Origin of the sequence: Streptomyces sp. BK022 (genome assembly GCF_004217355.1) — a bacterium.
GTDB classification, from domain to species: domain Bacteria; phylum Actinomycetota; class Actinomycetes; order Streptomycetales; family Streptomycetaceae; genus Streptomyces; species Streptomyces griseoluteus.
In genome coordinates this window covers 790,180-810,655 of sequence record NZ_SHKU01000003.1, presented here as the reverse complement: position 1 = coordinate 810,655, position 20,476 = coordinate 790,180, and the positions used below count along the sequence as shown (strand labels likewise).

The following is a 20,476-nucleotide window of genomic DNA, read 5'->3' as shown; positions in this document are numbered from 1 at the left end:
GGTGAAGGGGTACGGCGTGCTGCCGTGCCCCTTCTTCCGTTGCCCGTGCCGTTCCGCGTGCGGGGTGGGGACGGAGGCCCGATGCTGGTGGCGTGATGGACGAGACGGAGTTCTGGGAGCTGATCGACGCCACCCGCGAGGCCGCGGAGGGCGACCCCGAGGAGCAGGCCGACCTGCTGGTGGACCGGCTGCTGCAGTTCGACCCGGACATGGTGCTGGACTTCGCCCGTCACTTCGAGGCCCGCTACAACCGCGCCTACCGCTGGGACCTGTGGGGCGCGGCCTCGCTCCTGCTGGGCGGCGCGAGCGACGACGCCTTCGACTACTTCCGCTGCTGGCTCATCGGCCAGGGCCGCGAGGTCTTCGAGGGCGCCCTCCACGACCCCGACTCCCTCGCGGAGCTCCTCGACGAGTTCGACGACGAGATGGACGGCGACGGCGAGGAGCTCGGCTACGCGGCGGACGAGGCCTACGAACGCCTGACCGGCACGGTGGCCCCCGACCTGGGCATCGCCCCCGCCCCCGGCGAACCCTCCGGCACCCCGGTCGACTTCGAGAACGACGGCACCCTGGCCGACCGCTACCCGGCCCTGTGGGACCGCTTCAGGTCCTGAGGCCGGTCCGAGCGGGTGCGGCCCTGGAGGCGGGCTGCTTTCGCCCGGATCGCGGGAAGGGCGGCGGTGAGTGCGGCGCCGGGGCAGGTGGTGGCGTAGGCGGTGCCGTGGCCGGCGATGGCGGGGAGGGTGGCGGGGGTGCCCGTGCGGTAGCGGCTGAGGTCGCTGGTGGAGGTCAGGCGTACGCGGGCGCGGGGGTCGGTGTCGGAGGGGCCGAGTTTCCAGGCGGCGAGGGCGGCGATGGCGTCGGTCATGGCCGCGGGGACGGAGGAGCCCGCCGTGAAGGTGCCGAGCGCCGCGATGCCCGTCGAGCGGTGGTTGAACCCCTGGGTGTGAGCCCCGGTGACCGGCCGGTCGGCTCCCCCGGCGCGACCCTCGTAGATGGTGCCGCAGCGGTCGACGAGGAAGTTGTAGCCGATGTCGTCCCAGTGCCGGGCGCCGGTCTGGCCGGCGTACAGCGCGCGGATGACGCGCGGGGCGTCGGCGCAGTCGTAGTCGTTCGGCGAGTCGGTGTGGTGGACGAAGACGGCGACGACCCGGTCGTCGTAGCGCGGCGGCGGCTGGCGGCGCGAGGTGGCCCGGTCGAGCCAGGCGGAGCGGGGCTGGATGGCCGGGCGGGGCGCGCGGTGGGCTGCGGGGGCGGTGCTCGGCGCATGATGCGCGGGGCGGGCCGTGACGGCGCGCTCACTGCCCCGTACGAGCAGCAGCAGGGCGGCGACGCCGGTCAGGGCCATGAGGACGCCGGGCAGGCGCGCGGTACGCCGAGGACGCGTCCACTTCATGATCCCACTCTCGGTCCGGCACGGCGGGTCCGCGATGTGTGGTCTGCCACCCGGTGGAACCATCGTCCAGGTCCAGGGCGTTTCTGTGGGTACACACATACGGGAAGCCCTCGGGCTGCGACTGATCAGCGGGCCTGTCCCGCCCGTATGAGGGGGCCCGAGAGAGAGGCGGCTTCGTGGACCTGCTCGACGTGCTGCTCGTGCTGGTGGTCCTGCTGTACGCGGCCTCCGGGTACCGGCGCGGGCTGGTGGCCGGCTGTGTCTCGCTGGCCGGATTCGTGGGCGGCGCGGCGGTCGGCGTGTGGGCGCTGCCGTGGGTGACAGGGCTGGTGACACGCGGTTCGGCGGCGGCCACGGTGGTCGCGATCCTCGCCGTGCTGGTACCGGGCATGATCGGGCACGAGCTGGCGGGCCGCCTGGCGCTCCGGCTGCGCAGCCGGATGGACCGGTCGGGCAGCGGCCCGCTGCGGGTGGCGGACGGCATCGGGGGCGCCGCGGCCAACGGGGTCGCCGTACTCCTCGTGGCGTGGGCCGCGGCGAGCGTGCTGGGCGCGGCGCCCTCGCAGACGGTGACCACGGCCATCCGCAACTCCGCCCTGCTGGGCGCGGTGCAGCAGACGATGCCGGAGACCACCCCCGCCTGGTTCTCGCGGGCCACCTCCGCGCTGACGGAGGCGGGCTTCCCGCAGGTCTTCAACCCCTTCGAGAACGAGTCGACCGCGCAGGTGGCCGAGCCCTCCGGCGACAGCGTGACCCCGGCGGCCACGGAGGCGGCCCGGCGCAGCACGGTGAAGATCGAGGGCTCGGCGGGCGCCGAGGGCCGCGAGGGCAGCGGCTTCGTGTACGCGCCACGCCGGGTGATGACCAACGCGCACGTGGTGGCCGGCATCGACAACCCCACGGTACGGATCGGCGGGGTGGGCCCGGTGTACCAGGCGCGGGTGGTGCTGTTCGACCCGGACAAGGACGTGGCGGTGCTGTACGTACCGAGTCTGCGCGCCCCGGTGCTCCCCTTCGACTCCTCCGCCCGGCGCGGCGAGTCGGCGGTGGTCGCGGGCTATCCGCAGGACGGCAGCCTGGACCTCCAGGCGGCGACCGTGGCGAACCGGGTGCGGGCGACCGGCCAGAACATCTACAGCGACCGCACGGTCACCCGCGAGATCTACTCGATCCGTTCCACGGTCCGGCCGGGCAATTCCGGCGGTCCGCTGCTGACCACGGACGGCCGGGTCTGCGGCGTGGTCTTCGCCCGCTCCACCTCCAGCTCCGAGACGGGGTACGCGCTGACGACGGCGGAGGTCTCGAAAGACGCGGCCCGCGGCCGGACGGCGACGGCACCGGTGGACACGGGTGAGCTGATCACGTCGTAGGGAGTAGGCGGCCGCCCTGATCCCGGGCCCGCGGGGCATGCTGGGATCATGGACTCTTCCCGAATCGCGGTGGCCGGCGCGTCCGGTCTCATCGGCAGCGCCCTGGTGCGGTCCCTCACCGACGACGGGCACCAGGTGGTGCGGCTGGTCCGGCGCGAGCCGCAGGGCCCGGACGAGGTCCGCTGGGACCCTCAGGAGGGTTACGTGGACGCGGCCGGGCTGGCCGGCGTCGACGCGGTGGTGAACCTGGCGGGCGCGGGGATCGGCGACAGGCGCTGGACGCCGGAGTACAAGCGGGTGATCCGGGACAGCCGGGTGTTCGGCACGACCGCGCTCGCGGAGGCCGCCGCCTCCCTGCCGGAGCCGCCGCGCGTCTTCGTGGGCGGCAGCGCGATCGGCTTCTACGGCGACACCGGCGACCGGATCACCGACGAGAGCGCCCCGCCCGGCGAGGGGTTCCTGCCCTCGGTGTGCGAGGAGTGGGAGGAGGCGGCCGCGCCGGTGCGGGAGGCGGGCGTACGGACGGCGTTCGTGCGCACCGGTCTTGTGGTGTCCGCCGCGGGCGGGGCGTGGGCCAAGCTGTTCCCCCTGTTCAAGGCGGGGCTCGGCGGGCGGCTGGGCAGCGGGAAGCAGTACTGGTCGTACATCGCGCTGCATGACGAGGTGGCCGCGATCCGGCACATCCTGGACCGCGACGACCTGTCCGGGCCGTTCAACCTGACCGCGCCGCACCCGCTGACCAACCAGGAGATCACCGAGGCGATGGGCCGGGTGCTGCGCCGGCCGACGCCGTTCCCGGTGCCGGCGGCGGTGCTGAAGACCGTGCTGGGCGGGATGGCGGAGGACGTGCTGGGCAGTCAGCGGGTGGTGCCCAAGCGGCTGTTGGAGTCCGGGTTCCAGTTCGCCTTCCCCGGCATCGAGGACACGATCCGGGCGGCGGAGTAGGCCGGCGGCATAGACGTGATCATGGCGGGCACCGAGCGGTCATGACCGTATGCGACCGCCGTGCGACCGTGCCCTGCCGGTGCGCGACTGGCATTGACCGACAATGACCCTAACCTCGACCCGAACTCGCGTATCCGGCGGGCCAGTTGAGGGCATGACCTCTCCACCGGCCGCGCAACCACAGGAGGGGCCTCGTGCTTGAGCCCGCGTACCAGGTGGACGTCGTCGTCGTGGGGGCCGGGGTCGCCGGACTCTCGGCGGCCCATCGGCTGACCAGCGCAGGAGTGACGACCGCAGTCCTGGAGGCCGCCCCGGAGGTGGGCGGCCGCATGTCGGCCGAGAGGGTCGACGGCTTCCGTCTCGACCGCGTCGGACGGCCCCTGACCACCCCAGGCACCGAGTTGCGCACCGTGCCGGGGGTGGAACCGCTCGCGCTGCGACAGTTCGCGCCCGGTGTGCTGCTGCACCGGGACGGCCGCAGGCACCGCGCGGGCGCCCCGGCACCCGTAGGGGGCGCAAGGGGCGCACTCCATGTGGCGCGCGCCCTGGCGAGCGCCCCCAGGGGGCCGGTCGCCGTGCTGCCCGGCCGGACCGGGACACCGGTCGGCGGGGCGTGGGACCAGGCCCGGCTGAACGCCGCGCTGGCCCGGATCGCGGCCACCCCGGTGGACCGGCTGCTGGCCCGCCCGGAACAGGCCGCCGCCGACGCGCTGGCGGCGCGCGGGGTTCCCGCCCGTACCGTCGAGGGCTTCCTGCGGCCGCTGCTCGCCGCGCTGCTGTGCGACCCGGAGCTGACCACGTCCAGCCGGGGCGCCGATCTCGCCCTGCGGGCGTTCGCCGGGGGCCGGCTGAGCGTGCCGGAGGGCGGAGCGGAGGTACTGCCCGGGCTGCTGGCGCGCACCCTGCCGCCGGGCACCGTGCGGACCGGGGTGCGGGTCACCTCGGTCTCCACCACCTCGGTCACCACCGCCGAGCACGGCGTACTGCGCTGTCGCGCGGTCCTGCTGGCCACGGACGCCCGCGCGGCGGCCGAGCTGCTGCCGGGGCTCCGCGTCCCCGCCTTCCACCCGGTCACCGTCGTCCACCACACCACCGACGACCCCGGCCCGGCGCTGTCCACGGGCACCTCGCTGCTGCTGGACGCGGACCGGGGCGGCCCGGTCGCGCACACGGCGGTCATCAGCAACGTCGACCCGAGCCGCGCCCCGGCCGGCCGCACCCTGATCTCCTCGACGGTGCTCGGCACCCCGCCCGAGGACGTGGACGCCGCCGTCCGCACCCACCTCTCCCGCCTGTATGGCGCACCCACCAACCGCTGGGAAACCCTGGCCGTCCACCACACCCCGGACGCCGTGCCGGCCATGCCCCCCGCCTACGATCCCCACCGCCCGGTACGCCTTCTGGCGGGCCTCTACGTCTGCGGCGACCACCGGGACACCCCCACCCTCCAGGGCGCCCTCCACTCGGCCACCCGAGCCGCCACGGCCGTCCTGACGGACCTGGGAGCCACCTCCTCCATGCACCTGGCGGACCCCCCGGCGACGATGCCGCGGGCGGCCTGACCCGGGAGGCCCGGGCCCGGCCCCGGGGGGCGCCCTGGTGGCGGGCGCCCCCGCCACCGCTACCCCAGCGCCGCCACCCGCTCCCGGTACCCGCGGGCCGGAGGCGCGTCACGGTAGGGCTCCAGGCGGCGTTCGAAGTCGCGGATGTACTCCACCGCTCGGACCGAGCGCATGTCGGCGGCCTGGGCGGCGGCCTCGGCGGCCAGGGCGCAGGCCTGGTCGAGGTCGCCGAGGCCCAGGCGGGCGGTGGCCAGGACGACGCGGGAGAAGAGCCGGCTGCGGGCGTGCGCGGCGGAGCGCAGGCGGAGCGAGCGCTCGGCGTGCTGGGCGGCCGCCCGGAACTGGTGGAGGTCCCGGTGGCAGTGGCCGAGCTCGTCGGCGAGCTGGGCCTCGTCGAAGAAGCGCGCCCAGTGCGGCACGTCGTCGCCGGGCCGGGCCGTCTCCAGGGCGCGCTCGGCGCGTACCAGCGCGCCGGTGCACGCCCGCGTCTCCCCGAGGAGCGCGTGCGCCCGCGCCTCCGCCGCGTGCAGCAGGGCCTGCACGACGGGCGCCGCGCCGGTCCCGATCCCCTGCTGGGCGACCCGCGCCAGCTGCACCGCCTCCCGCCCGTGCCCGAGGTACACGGCCTGGCGGCTCATGGTGACCAGCACGTACGAGCCGTAGGCGCGGTCCCCGGCCGCCTGGGCGAGCCGCAGGGCCTGCACGAAGTACCGCTGGGCGAGCCCGTGCGCGGCGATGTCGTACGAGGTCCAGCCGGCGAGCCGGGTGAGGTCGGCGGCCGCGCCGAACAGCCTGCGGCCGGTCTGCTCGGAGTAGCTGCCGCGCAGCATCGGCTCGCACTCGTGCTCCAGGTAGCGCACGAGGGCCTGCCGGGCGTGCCCGCCGCCGTACTGGTCGTCCAGCGCCCGGAACAGCTCCCCCACCGAGCGCAGCGCGGCGAGGTCCCCGCCGGTCACCCGGTGCCCGGAGGGGCGCTCGGCGGGAGGTGCGGGGACGCGTACGGGCCCGGCCTGCGCCGGCACCCGGACGGCGGGCTCGCGCGCCACCCGGTCGTCGGCCTTGCCGATCAGCCAGTCCCGGCTGGGCACGACCAGCCCCGCCGGGGTGAACGCGATCTTGCGCAGCTCGGCGTGGCTGCCCGAGTCCTTGCGCCACAGCCCGCTGACGATGTCCACGGCCTCCTCGGGCGTGCCCGCGAACTCCAGCCCGGCGTACACCGGCGCGCACGCGTCCAGACCGAGGTCCTGGGCGGTGAGCCGGCGGCCGAGGCGGCGGGTGAAGACCTCGGCGATCAGCGCGGGAGTGGTCCCGCGCGGCTGCTGGCCGCGCAGCCAGCGGGTGACGGAGGTCTTGTCGTATCTGAGGTCCAGCCCGTGTTCCAGGCCGAGCTGATCGACGCGACGGGCCAGACCCGCGTTGGAGAACCCCGCCTCTGCGATGAGCGCGGCGAGCTGGCGGTTGGGGGTGCGCTGCGCGGGTCGGTCCGTCATGTGCGGTGCGGTCTCCTGCCTGACAGGCCACTGAGGTGCCGGGACGGGCTGTGAACAGCCCTTTTGGCCTCACGAACGGCGCGAATGTAGCGGAGAGTGAACAAGCGGTCGCACTGTTCCCCGTGCATTCATCCGATCGTGTGAGGATTACCCGCGCGGCTGACGTCACCCGTCCGGACGTACAGTGGCGTGGGCGCCGAACGCGCCTGACAGACCCGACGAGGGGTGCCCGGCTTAGGGAGGCGCTTGCCGTGAGTGACTTGCGGTTCGTCCACATGGGGTTCGGCGCGGACGCCGTCGACTACCAGGAGGCGTGGGACGAGCAGCGCCGGGTGCACGCCGCCCGGTTCGCCGACGAGGTCCCCGACACCGTGCTGCTGCTGGAACACCCCCCGGTGTACACGGCCGGCCGCCGCACCGACCCGAGCGAGCGCCCGCTGGACGGCACCCCCGTGATCGACGTGGACCGGGGCGGCAAGATCACCTGGCACGGTCCGGGCCAGCTGGTCGGCTACCCGATCCAGAAGCTGCCCCGCCCCGTGGACGTCATCGCCCACGTCCGCCGCCTGGAGGAGGCCCTGATCCGCGCCTGCGCGGAGTACGGGGTCGAGACCACCCGTATCGAGGGCCGCAGCGGTGTCTGGGTGCTGGGCGACCCGGTCGAGCAGCGCCTCGGCGGTCTCTCCCTCGACTTCGATCCCCGGATCGCCGACGAGGAGTTCGACCCCCGGATGAACGGCCCGGAGTACGCCCCCTCCAACGCCGGCCAGCGCCGGGAGGACCGCAAGATCGCCGCGATCGGCATCCGCGTGGCCAAGGGCGTCACCATGCACGGCTTCGCCCTCAACGTGAACCCGGACAACCGCTGGTTCGACCGCATCATCCCGTGCGGCATCCGGGACGCCGGTGTCGCGTCGCTGGCGAACGAGCTGGGCCGGGACATCACGATCGAGGAGGTCGTGCCGGTGGTCGAACGCCACCTGCGCGAGGTCATGGCCGAGGCCGTCCTCGCCCCCCGGGTGATCGAGAAGCCCGCCGCCGTCTGATCCGGGAATGCGGCCTGCGTCCGCGAGGTTTTCACCCCCGGTAGGACCCCATGAACACGGGCGTACTCTGGTGTACGCCGAAGAATCGAAGACTTTACTTCGCAACAAGCAGGGAGCCGGTCGTGTCCGCAGTCGCACCCGACGGACGCAAGATGCTGCGCCTGGAGGTCCGTAACAGCCAGACCCCCATCGAGCGCAAGCCCGAGTGGATCAAGACGCGGGCGAAAATGGGACCCGAGTACACCAAGATGCAGAACCTCGTGAAGAGCGAGGGGCTGCACACCGTGTGCCAGGAGGCCGGCTGCCCGAACATCTACGAGTGCTGGGAGGACCGCGAGGCGACCTTCCTCATCGGCGGCGACCAGTGCACCCGGCGCTGTGACTTCTGCCAGATCGACACCGGCAAGCCCGAGGCCCTGGACCGGGACGAGCCGCGCCGCGTGGGCGAGTCCGTGGTCACCATGGACCTCAACTACGCCACGATCACCGGCGTCGCCCGCGACGACCTCGCGGACGGCGGCGCCTGGCTGTACGCCGAGACCGTGCGCCAGATCCACGCCCAGACCGCGGGCCGCGAGACCGGCCGCACCAAGGTCGAGCTGCTGGCCCCCGACTTCAACGCGGTGCCCGAGCAGCTCGCCGAGGTCTTCGAGTCCCGCCCCGAGGTCTTCGCGCACAACGTCGAGACGGTCCCGCGCATCTTCAAGCGCATCCGCCCCGGCTTCCGCTACGAGCGCTCGCTGAAGGTCATCACCGAGGCCCGCGACTTCGGCCTGGTCACCAAGTCCAACCTGATCCTCGGCATGGGCGAGACCCGCGAGGAGGTCGTGGAGGCGCTCCAGCAGCTCCACGACGCCGGCTGCGAGCTGGTCACCATCACCCAGTACCTGCGCCCCTCCGTGCGCCACCACCCCGTCGAGCGCTGGGTCAAGCCGCAGGAGTTCGTGGAGCTGAAGGAGGAGGCCGAGCGGATCGGCTTCTCCGGTGTGATGTCGGGCCCGCTGGTCCGTTCCTCCTACCGCGCCGGGCGCCTTTACCAGATGGCGATCGAGAAGCGTGGTAACTACATCGCCGCCCAGGCGGTGTGAGCGAGTCGTGTGAAATCACGCACAAGTTCCTACTGGCCAGTAATGGCCGAGTCGACGCGGTCCCGTCCGTCCTCGCTGATGAGGGCACATGGCGGGGCCGCGTCGGCGTGCGGGGCGCCCGTGCCGAGGCTTCATCACCGTTTGACCGGTCGGTCACGCACTGGTAACACCGATCAGTGACCCTGGAATCACGCCCCGTACACCACCCGCACCGAGGGGGGACCTCGATCATGCAGGCCGCACCCGTCCGCGCCACCGCCATCCCGTCCTTCGCCGTCGCCCTCCGCGCGGTCGAGACGCTGCTGCTTCAGGGCGGCCAGCGCACCGCCCGCCGCAACGCCTGGACCTCCGTCCTGGAGGACCGCCGCCGCGCCAAGGACCGCGTCGAGGCGCAGCAGTTCCTCGACCGCGCCGCCACCCGTCCGTAACCCCCGCCCTCCGCCGGGCACCGCCGTCGAGAGTGCTCCCGCGGCCACGTAGACTCGTGGGCATGGCGAGGAAGGAAACCGCGGCGGACGCCGCGAGCGCAGGGCGACTGAAGCAGATCGCCCTCACGTACAAGATGACCCGCAAGGCCGACAAGACGATCGGTCTTGTACTCGCGGCTGTCGGGCTCGGCATTTTCGCCGTCCTCCTCGTGATCGGCTTCCTGATCGGGCACCCCGTCTACGGCGGCATCCTGGGCCTGCTGCTCGGTCTGCTGGCGACGGCGATCGTGTTCGGGCGCCGGGCCGAGCGGGCCGCGTTCGGGCAGATGGAGGGCCAGCCGGGTGCGGCGGCCGCGGTACTGGACAACATCGGCCGGGGCTGGGTGACCACCCCCGCGGTGGCGATGAACCGCAGCCAGGACGTGGTGCACCGCGCGGTCGGCAAGGCCGGCATCGTGCTGGTGGCCGAGGGCAACCCGAACCGGGTGAAGAGCCTGCTGGCGGCCGAGAAGAAGAAGATGAACCGCATCGTCGCGGACGTGCCGGTGCACGACGTGATCGTCGGTGACGGCGAGGGCCAGGTCCCGCTGAAGAAGCTGCGGACGACCATGCTGAAGTACCCCCGGGTGCTGACCGGCCCCCAGGTGACCGCCACCAACGACCGGCTGCGGGCGCTGGGCGACCTGATGAGCAACATGCCGCTTCCCAAGGGTCCGATGCCGAAGGGCATGCGGATGCCGAAGGGCGGCGGCAGGGGCCGCTAGTTCCTACGACATGAGAAGGGGCGCCCGGAGAATCTCCGGGCGCCCCTTCTCATGTCGTGTCCGCCCCGGCCAGGCCCTAGATCCTGACCTCGACGGTCTTGGCGAGCCGGTCGTGCAGGCCGCGGCCGTCGCGGTCCCAGACCAGCGCGGGGACGGCCAGGCAGAGCAGGAAGGTGCGCAGCAGGGCGCGCAGCGGGTTGACGGTGCCGGTCTCCAGGGCGACCACGCGCAGCCCGAAGAGGCGCTTGCCCGGCGTGGAGCCGAGGGTGCCCACGGTGAGCGCGCTCATCGCGAAGAAGACGAGCAGGGCCCAGTTGCTGGTGGCCGGGGAGTTGCCGTGGGTGATCAGGCCGTATGCGATCAGCACGCACAGGCCCCAGTCCACGGCGAGCGCGCCGAGCCGGCGACCCGGACGGGCGATCGAGTTCGGTCCGGTCTCCGGCAGGCCGAGCTGCTCGCCCCGGTACCCGAAGTCGGCACCCGCGTCTTCCATGGCCGCCCGCGGCCCGGAGAGCCACGACCCCATCACTTCCCTGTTGTCCACCCGACCACGGTACTGCGCCTGTTTTCGGGCAGTACGGGCAGGGGTGGGGGGAGCTAGGGTTGACATGTGGCTGGTTAACTTCTGCGAAACAAACGAGTCACGCCCGAGAAATCACCCGTCCCTAGGGTCGAGGCCAGCGTGTGCCACCGCACTGGCCGCACGAGACGATCTACCACCCCGGCGGGAACGGTCGGGAGTAGGAGGAGCTGGATGTTCCAGAACGCCGACGAGGCCAAGAAGTTCATCGCGGACGAGGACGTCAAGTTCGTCGACGTCAGGTTCTGCGACCTGCCGGGCGTCATGCAGCACTTCACCGTGCCCGTCGAGGCGTTCGACCCGGACGAGGAGCTGGCGTTCGACGGCTCGTCGATCCGCGGCTTCCAGGCCATCCACGAGTCCGACATGGCGCTCCGCGCGGACCTGTCGACGTCCCGTGTGGACCCCTTCCGCCGCGACAAGACGCTGAACATCAACTTCTTCATCCACGACCCGATCACGGGCGAGCAGTACTCCCGTGACCCGCGCAACGTGGCGAAGAAGGCGGAGGCGTACCTCGCGTCCACCGGCATCGCCGACACCGCGTTCTTCGGCCCCGAGGCCGAGTTCTACGTGTTCGACAGCGTGCGCTTCAAGACCGCCGAGAACGAGGCGTTCTACCACATCGACTCCGAGGCGGGTGCCTGGAACACCGGCGCGCTCGAGGACAACCGGGGTTACAAGGTCCGCTACAAGGGCGGCTACTTCCCGGTCCCGCCGGTCGACCACTTCGCCGACCTGCGTGCCGAGATCTCCCTGGAGCTGGACAAGGCCGGCCTCAAGGTCGAGCGCCAGCACCACGAGGTGGGCACGGCCGGCCAGGCCGAGATCAACTACAAGTTCAACACGCTGCTCGCCGCCGCGGACGACCTCCAGCTCTTCAAGTACATCGTGAAGAACGTGGCCTGGCGCAACGGCAAGACCGCGACCTTCATGCCGAAGCCGATCTTCGGCGACAACGGCTCGGGCATGCACGTCCACCAGTCGCTGTGGTCGGGCGGCGCCCCGCTCTTCTACGACGAGGCCGGTTACGCGGGCCTGTCCGACATGGCGCGCTACTACATCGGCGGCATCCTCAAGCACGCGCCGTCGCTGCTGGCCTTCACCAACCCGACGGTGAACTCGTACCACCGCCTGGTCCCGGGCTTCGAGGCGCCGATCAACCTGGTGTACTCGCAGCGCAACCGCTCCGCGGCGATGCGCATCCCGATCACGGGCTCCAACCCGAAGGCCAAGCGCGTCGAGTTCCGCGCGCCGGACTCCTCCGGCAACCCGTACCTCGCCTTCTCCGCGCTGCTCCTGGCGGGCCTGGACGGCATCAAGAACAAGATCGAGCCGGCCGAGCCGATCGACAAGGACCTCTACGAGCTGGCTCCCGAGGAGCACGCGGGCGTCGCCCAGGTCCCCACCTCCCTCCCGGCCGTCCTCGACCGCCTCGAGGCCGACCACGACTTCCTCCTCCAGGGCGACGTCTTCACCCCGGACCTGATCGAGACGTGGATCGACTACAAGCGGACCAACGAGATCGCCCCGCTGCAGCTGCGTCCGCACCCGCACGAGTTCGAGCTGTACTACGACGTCTGATCCGCACAGGTGGTGTGCCCCCGACAGCAGGGGGGCACACCACCGTAAGGCCGCGCTGACCTGCGGATTTACCGCTTCACGGCTCACCAGTGATCACCGTTGGTTTTCAGCATCTTGTGCAACGCGAGTGCAAGATGATCTTGAAAGCCTGACACCCCGTCAGAAACGCCAGATCCCGCACGGCGGTCACACACAGTGATGGCTAATCCGTTGGGCCATCGTCGCGAGGGCGATGCCTGCACCCTCTCGCTCGAAACGGCGTAGACCTCCTGGCGCCAGTCGGCGAAGACCATCGCGACCGCGTGTACTGCCGTTCGCGGCCCCTGCGGCTTAGAGTCAGCCGAATGGATCAGGGGTGGGCAGCCCTCATGGGCGCCGCGATTGGAGTAGTCGGCACGACCGCAGCGTCAGCACTGACTGGTTGGGCAGGCCGACGACAAGTCCAGACACAGCAGGCGGGCGAGCACGCCCGTTGGCGCAAGCAAGGACAAAGGGAAGCGTACGCCGCGCACTCGCGACATCGTCGACCCAATTACTGATGAAGCCGCGGTCGCGCTCATCAGCGTGGCCGAGCACACCGTCATGATGATCCTGTCCCAGGTCCGCGACTACCTGCCGTCGCACGGAATCTCCGTCAACGGCGTCTGGAACATCGCCGATTGTGTGGAGCGCGGATACGACGTCCAGGGCATGAAGTACGGGGCCGTCGGAGCCGGCCGCATCGGTCTGGCCGTACTGCGCCAGCTGAAGCCCTTCGGACTGGAGTTGCACTACCACCAACGGCACCCGCTGCCCCCGGAGACCGAGAAGGAACTGGGCCTCACGTACCACCCCGATCTGGAGTCGATGATCTCCGACATCGACATCGTCAGCCTGCAGATTCCGTTGTACCCGTCGACGGAGAATCTGCTGAACGCGGAGATTTTCAGCAGGATGAAGCGCGGGACGTACGTCATCAACTGCGGGCGCGCAAAACTGGTTGACCGGGACGCCGTCATGGAAGCCCTCGATTCCGGTCACCTCGCGGGCTACGCGGGAGACGTGTGGTTTCCCGAGCCGGCCCCGCTCGAACACCCGTGGCGCACGATGCGGTTCAACGGCATGACGCCCCACATTTCCGGAACGACGCTTTCGGCGCAGGCACGTTATGCCGCGGGCACGCTCGACATCCTGCAGCGCTATTTCGAGGGGCGCCCCATCTGCGAGGAGTACCTCGTCATCGACGGGGGCGACCTCGCCGGCGTGGGAGCCCAATCGTACGAACTGAACTGAGGCAGCGGGCGTGACGGTGGACCGTATCGGACTGGTCGTCCACACCGGACGCCCGGCGGCCGTGGCCGCGGCCGCGACCGTGCGCGAGTGGTGCGCCGAGCATGACGTGGCGTGCACCGACATCGACGTATGGCGTGAAGGCGAGCGGCACCACGCCCGTACGGAGATCGACGCTGCACACGATCCGGACCTGATCGTCACCCTGGGCGGTGACGGCACCTTTCTGCGCGGCGCCCGGCTGGCGGTCGAGGGCGACGCCCTGATCCTCGGTATGAATCTCGGGCGGGTCGGGTTCCTGACCGAGGTGCCCGCACCGGACGTATGCAAGGCCCTGGACGCCGTGCTCGAGAGCCGGTTCGATGTGGAGAGCCGGATGCTGCTCACCCTGCGGACCTCGTGCCGCCTGGAGGTGCCCCAGCACATGGAGCCGCTGGTGCGTTCCGGGCGTGGTCCGCTGCTGCCGCCGCCGCGGGTGCGCATGGAGTGCGAGGCCAGCGACGACTGGGGCGTCGCGATGAACGTCACCGCGCTGAACGACGTGGTCCTGGAGCGGCTGACGCGGGACCGCCAGGTGTCGGTGGGCGTGTACATCGCCGGGCAGTCGCTCGCCTGCTACTCCGCCGACGCGCTGATGGTGGCCACGCCCACGGGATCGACGGCGTACAGCTTCGCCGCCGGCGGCCCGGTCGTCTCACCGCGCGCGGAGGGGCTGCTGTTCACACCGGTCGCACCGCACATGGCGTTCAACCGCTCGGTGCTGGCCGCCCCCGACGAGCCGATCGCGCTGCGCGTCCTCAAACGCTCGGGCCCGGCCGCCGTCAGCCTGGACGGCCAGGTACGCGGACTGCTCAGTCCCGGCGACTGGATCGGGGTGTACGCCGCGCGCCGCAGGCTGCGGGTGGTACGGCTCGGCCCCATGGACTTCTACACGCGGCTGCGCGAGCGCATGAACCTCACCGACGCGCCCGCCGCCGTGGCCGACGGCGGAGCCCCTCCTCTGTGGCCGGTGACCACGCCTCCCCCGAGCGATGTCGCCCACCTCGCACTGCCCGTGCATCCCGGTGACATCGGGCACTCGCCGTCCTGAGAGCCCCAGGCTGAAGTCGCGCGAGCTCACTCGCGCGACTGCGTGACGATCCGGCGGATCGGCTCGGCGAGTTCGTCGAAGCTGCCTTTCACCTGGTACTTCTCGCCGTTGATGAAGAAGGCGGGAGTGCCGTTGACGCCGCTGCGGATGCCACTGTCGATGTCGCCCTGAATCCGCTGGGCGAACTCGTGCTTGTCGAAGGCCTGGTGCAGCCCGTCGACGTCCAGGCCCAGCTTCTCGACGATCTCGGCGTACAGGTTCTTCCCGAGAGTGGCTTGTTTCTTGTAGAGCGCGTCGTGCGCGGGCCAGAAGTGTCCCTGGCTGCCGCAGTATTCGGCGGTCACCGCCGCCGACATCGCCTCCGGGTGGATCTCCGGGAGGGGGAAGTTCCGGAAGACGAAGCGCAACGCGTCACCGAACTCCTCCTGGATCCGCTTGATGACGCCGAACGCTTCGCCGCAGTAACTGCACTGGTAGTCACCGTACTCGACGAGCGTCACCGGAGCAGAGGCCGAACCTTGGATGTGATCGTCGGAGTTGACGGGGACACTGAGGGTCGACACGGGTGGCCTCCTGTGAAGTTCGCGGACGTCCGGAGCTGCTTCAGCTCTGCTTCTTCAGCTTGTCCAGCGCGTTCAGTACGCCGTCGGCACCGGGGTTGATCGCCGTCGGGGACAGATAGCTCCAGGCGACTACTCCCTGTCCGTCGAGCACGAACAGGGCACGCTTGCAGTAGCCGTGCTCGGTGTCGTAGGCGCCGTACTCGGCCGCCACGCCGCCCTTGGGCTGGAAGTCGGAGAGCAGGTCGAACTCCAGCTTCCGGTTTGTGCGGAACGCCTGGTGGCACCAGACGCTGTCGACCGAGATGCCGAGCAGCGTCGCACCGTCCTCACGGATGAGCGGCAGCGCCTGGTTGAAGACCGCGAGCTCGTCACCGCAGACCTCGCTCCAGTCAGCCGGGTAGAAGACCACGACCACCGGGCGACCGCGCAACTCGTGCAGCGCGAGGCCCTGGTCCGGTGTCGCCATGAGCGTGAAATCGGGAGCCCTGGCGCCTGGCGGCAGGATCGTTCCCGGATGCGGTGCTGTGGTCGCAATGAGCGGATCACGCTTTCCAAGTAGTGGGCAGGCCCTCACGCCGGGATGGCCCCTGTCCCCAGTCGGCGAATGGTCCGCTCGGGCGAGGACGAGTGCGCATCCTGGCGTGTGCCGGGGGGTGCGGACCGGGGGCGCGGTTGGTGGGTGGGTTCAGCGGCTGTTGAGTACGGCGACGACCTTTTCGGCCAGCGGGCCGGCGGACGCCGGGTTCTGGCCGGAGAGCAGGTTGCCGTCGACGATGACGTGCGGTGCCCATGCCTTGACGTCCTCGACCGTGCCGCCGCGCGCCGTGATCATGTTCTGCAGCAGCCAGGGCGCGTGTTCCGCGGTGCCGTTGAGCTTCTCCTCCTCGTTGCTGAACGCGGCCATGGTGCGGCCTTCGAAGAGCCAGCGGCCACCGGGAAGGTTCGCCGACAGCAGCCCGGCGGGGCCGTGACAGACCGGCGCGATGATCTTCTTGACGGCTTCGGCCTCCTGCAGGATCCGGCCGAGGTCCGGGTCGTACGCCAGGTCCTCCATCGGGGAGTGCCCACCCGGAATGAAGATCGCGTCATACACGTCCACGTCGACCTCGGACAGCGGCAGGGGGCTCGCCAGCTCCGCGGCATGCTCTTTGATGTACGCGGCGTACTCGGGCGCCTTGGGGCCGGCGACCTCGGGCTTGAGGCTCACCGGGTCGGGCACGGGCTTGCCGCCGTCCGGGGCGGAGATGTCCACGGTGAACCCTGCCTCGCTCAGGACTCGGTGCGGGGCCACGAACTCCTCGGCCCAGTAACCGCACGGGTGCCTCTTGCCGTTGTCGAGCGTCCAGTAATCGACGCCGGACAGCACCATCAAGATGCTTGCCATGATTGCTGCTCGCTTCCTTCCTCAGGGCCCCACCGTCCGGGGCCGGCGGGAGGCCAGCCCTCCAGACGCGTGACCAGGCATGCGAAGCATGACCAAACAAGGGCACTCCACTGATGTCCAGCCATTCAGGACATTACCCATGTGCCTGTTCGGTAGCATGTCGAGCGGCTCTGGTGCTCATCGCTTGTGCCGGAGTCCGCGGTGTCGTGACCGTCGCCGCTCCAACCGTTCTGGGTGGACGGACCCGTCGGTCAGCCAGTCGACGCGGTGGAGCCCCACGCCTCGGCGAGCAACGAAAACGACCGCGACCGGTGTGCGGGATCATGGGTGTAGGTCGTGATGATGAGTTCCTGAACCTCCAGGTCGGCGACGACCGCCTCCAGCTCGGCGACGACCGTTTCCGGGGACCCGACCGCCCGCACCTGCTGGAAATCGTCCACGAACCGTGCGACCTCGGGGCTGAGCACGGCCGCCAGGTCCTTGACCGGCGGAGCCAGCGGGCCACGCCTTCCGGTGTAGATGCCGGCGGCCATCTGCTGGGCCGTGGTGAACAGGAAGCGCGCCTCGTCGTCGGTCGGCGCCACGAGGACGTTGACGCCCGCCATGGCGTAGGGCCGCTTGATCTCGGCGGTGCTGAACTCCGTCGAGAAGCGCGAGCGGTACAGCGCGAGCGCCTCGTGCCGCATCTGTGGGGCGAAGTGCGAGGCGAAGGCATACGGCAGACCCAGATAGGCGGCGACCGCGGCGCCGTCGAGGCTCGACCCGAGCATCCACAACGGAACCCCGGTGCCCCGCCCCGGCAGCGCCCGCACCGCTGCCTGATCGCTGTCCTGGGAACCCAGGTAGCGGTGCAGTTCGATGACGTCCTGGACGAACGTGTCCTCGGCCGCGGCACCGCGGCGCAGCGCGGCGGCCGTCCGGGGGTCCGTTCCGGGGGCGCGGCCGAGGCCGAGGTCGATGCGGTCGCCGTACATCTCGGCGAGCGTGCCGTAGTACTCCGCGACCATCAGCGGGCTGTGGTTGGGCAGCATCACGCCGCCCGAGCCCAGCCGGATGCGGCTGGTGTGCTCGGCGGCGCGGCCGATGAGCAGTGAGGTGGCCGAGGAGGCGAACGTGACAACGTTGTGGTGCTCGGCGTACCAGTAGCGGTGATAGCAGAGCGAGTCAGCGAGGCGTGCCAGCTCCACGGACTGGTTGAGCGCGGTGTTCGTGTCGGTGCCGGAGGCTACGGGCACGAGATCGAGGATCGACAGCGGAACTCGCGATGGTGTCATGTCTGCTGGTCTTTCGAATGAGACACAGGTGATCATGAGACTCCCATGCACCTGACCGGCCCGCAACCGATATTCGACTACATGCGCCGGTTTAGTCTGGTTCGATGCCGTACGAGACCGTACGGAAAGCCGCGGAGGTGACCAGTGCGAGCAGTCGTCATGGAGAACTATGGGGGCCCAGAGGTCCTGCAGGTCAGCGACATCGCGGAACCCGAGATCAGGCCGGCGCACCGGCGCATCGAGGTGACCCGTTCCGGGGTCAACTTCGCGGACCTGCTGGTCCGGGAAGACGACTATCTCACCGGCGTGCCATTGCCCTTCATCCCGGGCAACGAAGTGGTCGGCCGCTCGGACGGCGAACGCGTGGCCGCGCTGATGCGAGGCGGCGGCTACGCGCAGGTGTCCCAGGCGCCAGACCTCATCATCTTTCCGATCCCGGATGACATCGACGACGACACGGCGTTGGCGCTCACCCTCCAGGGGCAGAGCGCCTGGCACCTGCTGCACACGGTTCTGCGGGTGCAGCCCGGAGAGACCGTGATCGTCCCAGCGGCTGCGGGAGGCGTCGGCTCGCTCGCCGTCCAACTCGCCAAGCGCGCGGGGGCGCGCGTGGTAGCGATGGCCAGTACGCCGGACAAGCGGTCCTTCGCGTCCCGACTGGGCGCCGACGCCTTGGTGGACAGTACCTCCGACACCCTGGCCGCAGACCTCACGGAGGCGTCAGGCGGCGGAGCGGACGCCGCGCTGGAGATGACCGGCGGGGAGACACTGCGGGCGACGATGGACGCCCTCGCCCCCCTGGGGCGCATGTCCGTGTACGGCGGTGCCAGCACGATGGAGACACCCGTCAACACCCGGGAACTCATGTCGACCGGGAAGTCGATCCAGGGATTCTGGCTCCCCCTTCTCTATGAAAAGCGCGGCATCCTGACCGAAGCGGCGAACGACCTCTTCGCAGCAGTCCGGTCCGGAGAGGTCCGCGTTCCACCTGTGACCGTCTACCCGCTCACCGAGGCGGCCCGGGCTCAGGAAGATCTCCGCGCCCGGCGCAGCGTCGGTAAGGTGGCATTGGATCCCGCAACCTGACCACCGGGCTTCCGCAGGGGGCCACCCGCGTGCATTCCGCTCCGGATTCTGGTTGATGCGGACCGATACGGCGCCCTGGATCGTTGGACCGCCCATGAAAGCAGTCACTGTCGCCGCATTCGGCGAGCCACCACAGGTCAGCGAACAACCGGAGCCCAAAGTCGGCCCGGACACCGTCCTCGTGCGGGTCAAGGTCGCCGGGGTCAACCCGGTGGACTGGAAGGTCGCTGCAGGCCGCCTCGATTCCATCCTCTACGTCTATCTCCCGTTGATTCCAGGCTGGGATGTGGCGGGGGTCGTGGAGAAGGTCGGCGCTGCCGTGACGGAGTACGCGCCCGGAGACGAGGTGATCGCCTACGACCGGATGGACACAGTGCAGCACGGTGCTTACGCCGAGTTGGTGCCGGTGCCCGTCCGGTCGCTCGCCCGCAAGCCCGCCTCACTCTCCTGGCAGCAGGCGGGTGGGTTGCCGCTGGCCGGGCTGGCCGCCTACCAGTCGCTGCAGGCCGCGGACGTGGCGAAGGGCGATACGGTGCTGGTGAACAACGCGGCAGGCGGGGTCGGTTCCTTCGCCGTGCAGATCGCGGTGGCGACGGGGGCCCGCGTGATCGGCACAGCGGGTGAAGCCAAGGCTGGCTACCTGCGCTCGCTGGGCGCGGAGCCCGTGGCCTACGGCGAGGGGCTCGTCCAGCGCGTACGAGCGCTGGCCCCCGAAGGGGTAGACGCGGCCCTCGACTTCTATGGCGGCGAAGCCATCTCTGCGTCCATGGAACTGACCAAGTCCCCCTCCAGGGTCGTGTCGCTCGTCGACCCCGCCATCCGGGAGCTCGGCGGCCGCTACGTCTTCGTCCGTCCCGACCACGCCGGCTTGGCGGAGCTGGGCAGCCTCTCCGACGCCGGGAAGCTCACGGTCCACGTCGAGCAGGAACTACCGCTGACGGATGTCGCCGAGGCGTGGCAGCTCAGCCAGAGCGGGCATACGACCGGGAAGATCGTCCTACGGGTCTCCTGACGCCGAAAACGGTGACTGCGCCGTAGCCTCGTGCTTTTGCGAGGTGCGGCGTCCAGTAGGTGATCAGGTAAGCGAAAAGTGCCTCTGACCAGCAAGAATGGGGATTCTCGAGGTCCTTGTTCCTGCCATCGCCGGAGGCACTTCTCAGGTGAAGAAGCGTATCGGGTCCTACCCGCGTGTCCGTACCGAGGGCAGCGGTCGCGGGGCGGCCTCCCAGGCCGGGGCCGTGCTGCTAGTGGAGACCGTCCGCAAGTCCGGCCTGGATCAGGCGATATCGGCGGCACTGGCACCGTGGCGCAGGCCCCGGGCGGTGCACGATCCGGGCAAGATCCTTCTGGATGTCGCGCTCGCGGTCGCACTCGGCGGGGACTGCCTTGCCGATGCGTCTGCGCCTGCGCCTGCGCCCTGCGAGGAGAACGCCTTCCCGTGCACGTCGTGTCCGCCAGCCCACGGAACACCCCCGCGGGCGCGGGGACGACAGGCACTGCGTCTGGGACGGAGCCGGGACGGACGGGCAACCCCCGCGCGAGCGGGGAGCAGAGCAG

General features: G+C 70.7%; 20 protein-coding genes and 1 pseudogene. 14 read left to right on the top strand and 7 right to left on the bottom strand.

Going from position 1 to position 20,476, the window contains the following annotated elements:
• Positions 1-95: 95 nt before the first annotated feature.
• Positions 96-614: a DUF4240 domain-containing protein gene (locus tag EV284_RS15220; protein WP_165425545.1), complete on the top strand. Its 519-nt coding sequence runs from the start codon at positions 96-98 to the stop codon at positions 612-614.
• On the opposite strand, the gene EV284_RS15215 is transcribed toward EV284_RS15220, so the two are convergent.
• Positions 581-1,495, bottom strand: a complete 915-nt coding sequence (locus EV284_RS15215; RefSeq protein WP_130334226.1) for a peptidoglycan recognition protein — start codon at positions 1,493-1,495, stop codon at positions 581-583. The two genes, EV284_RS15220 and EV284_RS15215, sit on opposite strands and share 34 nt — an antisense overlap.
• 77 nt (positions 1,496-1,572) lie before the next feature.
• Between EV284_RS15215 and EV284_RS15210 the strand changes: the two genes are divergently transcribed.
• The 3 genes from EV284_RS15210 (at position 1,573) to EV284_RS15200 (ending at position 5,273) form a co-directional block, all read left to right on the top strand.
• A complete protein-coding gene (locus tag EV284_RS15210) occupies positions 1,573-2,766 on the top strand; it encodes a MarP family serine protease (RefSeq protein WP_130334223.1) in 1,194 nt (397 codons plus the stop codon).
• Between the two features lie 48 nt (positions 2,767-2,814).
• Positions 2,815-3,711, top strand: coding sequence for a TIGR01777 family oxidoreductase (locus EV284_RS15205; protein ID WP_130334221.1), 897 nt, complete (start codon positions 2,815-2,817; stop codon positions 3,709-3,711).
• A gap of 194 nt (positions 3,712-3,905) precedes the next feature.
• Positions 3,906-5,273, top strand: a complete 1,368-nt coding sequence (locus EV284_RS15200; RefSeq protein WP_130334219.1) for an NAD(P)/FAD-dependent oxidoreductase — start codon at positions 3,906-3,908, stop codon at positions 5,271-5,273.
• A gap of 59 nt (positions 5,274-5,332) precedes the next feature.
• On the opposite strand, the gene EV284_RS15195 is transcribed toward EV284_RS15200, so the two are convergent.
• Positions 5,333-6,763, bottom strand: a complete 1,431-nt coding sequence (locus tag EV284_RS15195; RefSeq protein WP_130334217.1) for a regulator — start codon at positions 6,761-6,763, stop codon at positions 5,333-5,335.
• Between the two features lie 251 nt (positions 6,764-7,014).
• Here EV284_RS15195 and lipB point away from each other — a divergent pair, with 251 nt between their 5' ends.
• The 4 genes from lipB (at position 7,015) to EV284_RS15175 (ending at position 10,089) form a co-directional block, all read left to right on the top strand.
• Entirely contained in the window at positions 7,015-7,809 is a 795-nt protein-coding gene (gene lipB / locus EV284_RS15190) for a lipoyl(octanoyl) transferase LipB (RefSeq protein ID WP_130334215.1), read from the top strand.
• A gap of 122 nt (positions 7,810-7,931) precedes the next feature.
• Positions 7,932-8,897, top strand: coding sequence for a lipoyl synthase (gene lipA / locus EV284_RS15185; protein WP_130334213.1), 966 nt, complete (start codon positions 7,932-7,934; stop codon positions 8,895-8,897).
• Between the two features lie 230 nt (positions 8,898-9,127).
• On the top strand, positions 9,128-9,325 hold the full coding sequence (locus EV284_RS15180) for a hypothetical protein (protein WP_130334211.1): 198 nt from the start codon (positions 9,128-9,130) through the stop codon (positions 9,323-9,325).
• 62 nt (positions 9,326-9,387) lie between these two features.
• Positions 9,388-10,089 carry a DUF4191 domain-containing protein gene (locus tag EV284_RS15175; RefSeq protein ID WP_130334209.1) on the top strand — a complete coding sequence of 234 codons (702 nt, stop codon included), beginning with the start codon at positions 9,388-9,390 and terminating at the stop codon, positions 10,087-10,089.
• Positions 10,090-10,165: 76 nt separating this feature from the next.
• On the opposite strand, the gene EV284_RS15170 is transcribed toward EV284_RS15175, so the two are convergent.
• Positions 10,166-10,633 carry an RDD family protein gene (locus EV284_RS15170; protein WP_130334207.1) on the bottom strand — a complete coding sequence of 156 codons (468 nt, stop codon included), beginning with the start codon at positions 10,631-10,633 and terminating at the stop codon, positions 10,166-10,168.
• A gap of 210 nt (positions 10,634-10,843) precedes the next feature.
• Here EV284_RS15170 and glnA point away from each other — a divergent pair, with 210 nt between their 5' ends.
• From glnA to EV284_RS15155, 3 genes are all read left to right on the top strand, one after another.
• A complete protein-coding gene (gene glnA / locus EV284_RS15165; protein WP_030807690.1) occupies positions 10,844-12,253 on the top strand; it encodes a type I glutamate--ammonia ligase in 1,410 nt (469 codons plus the stop codon).
• Positions 12,254-12,817: 564 nt separating this feature from the next.
• Positions 12,818-13,525 (top strand): NAD-dependent formate dehydrogenase, encoded by a 708-nt coding sequence (locus EV284_RS15160; protein ID WP_242625687.1) that lies wholly within the window; start codon positions 12,818-12,820, stop codon positions 13,523-13,525.
• 10 nt (positions 13,526-13,535) lie between these two features.
• Positions 13,536-14,612 carry an NAD(+)/NADH kinase gene (locus EV284_RS15155; protein ID WP_130334205.1) on the top strand — a complete coding sequence of 359 codons (1,077 nt, stop codon included), beginning with the start codon at positions 13,536-13,538 and terminating at the stop codon, positions 14,610-14,612.
• 26 nt (positions 14,613-14,638) lie between these two features.
• Here the strand turns inward: EV284_RS15155 and EV284_RS15150 are convergent, their stop codons facing one another.
• The 4 genes from EV284_RS15150 to EV284_RS15135 all read right to left on the bottom strand — a co-directional run bounded on the left by EV284_RS15150 (position 14,639) and on the right by EV284_RS15135 (position 17,833).
• Positions 14,639-15,175, bottom strand: coding sequence for a DsbA family protein (locus tag EV284_RS15150; RefSeq protein WP_130334203.1), 537 nt, complete (start codon positions 15,173-15,175; stop codon positions 14,639-14,641).
• 40 nt (positions 15,176-15,215) lie between these two features.
• Positions 15,216-15,749 (bottom strand): redoxin domain-containing protein, encoded by a 534-nt coding sequence (locus EV284_RS15145; RefSeq protein WP_278045826.1) that lies wholly within the window; start codon positions 15,747-15,749, stop codon positions 15,216-15,218.
• A gap of 111 nt (positions 15,750-15,860) precedes the next feature.
• Positions 15,861-16,559 carry a type 1 glutamine amidotransferase domain-containing protein gene (locus tag EV284_RS15140; protein ID WP_242625686.1) on the bottom strand — a complete coding sequence of 233 codons (699 nt, stop codon included), beginning with the start codon at positions 16,557-16,559 and terminating at the stop codon, positions 15,861-15,863.
• A gap of 251 nt (positions 16,560-16,810) precedes the next feature.
• Complete coding sequence (locus tag EV284_RS15135) at positions 16,811-17,833, bottom strand: LLM class flavin-dependent oxidoreductase (RefSeq protein ID WP_130334201.1); 1,023 nt, start codon at positions 17,831-17,833, stop codon at positions 16,811-16,813.
• 159 nt (positions 17,834-17,992) lie between these two features.
• Here EV284_RS15135 and EV284_RS15130 point away from each other — a divergent pair, with 159 nt between their 5' ends.
• The 3 genes and pseudogenes from EV284_RS15130 to EV284_RS15120 form a co-directional block, all read left to right on the top strand.
• Positions 17,993-18,919 carry a zinc-binding dehydrogenase gene (locus tag EV284_RS15130; protein ID WP_130334199.1) on the top strand — a complete coding sequence of 309 codons (927 nt, stop codon included), beginning with the start codon at positions 17,993-17,995 and terminating at the stop codon, positions 18,917-18,919.
• Positions 18,920-19,013: 94 nt separating this feature from the next.
• A complete protein-coding gene (locus EV284_RS15125) occupies positions 19,014-19,931 on the top strand; it encodes an NADP-dependent oxidoreductase (RefSeq protein ID WP_130334197.1) in 918 nt (305 codons plus the stop codon).
• A 148-nt stretch (positions 19,932-20,079) separates the two neighbouring features.
• Positions 20,080-20,319, top strand: a pseudogene (locus EV284_RS15120) (transposase); the annotation flags it as partial.
• Positions 20,320-20,476: the final 157 nt, after the last annotated feature.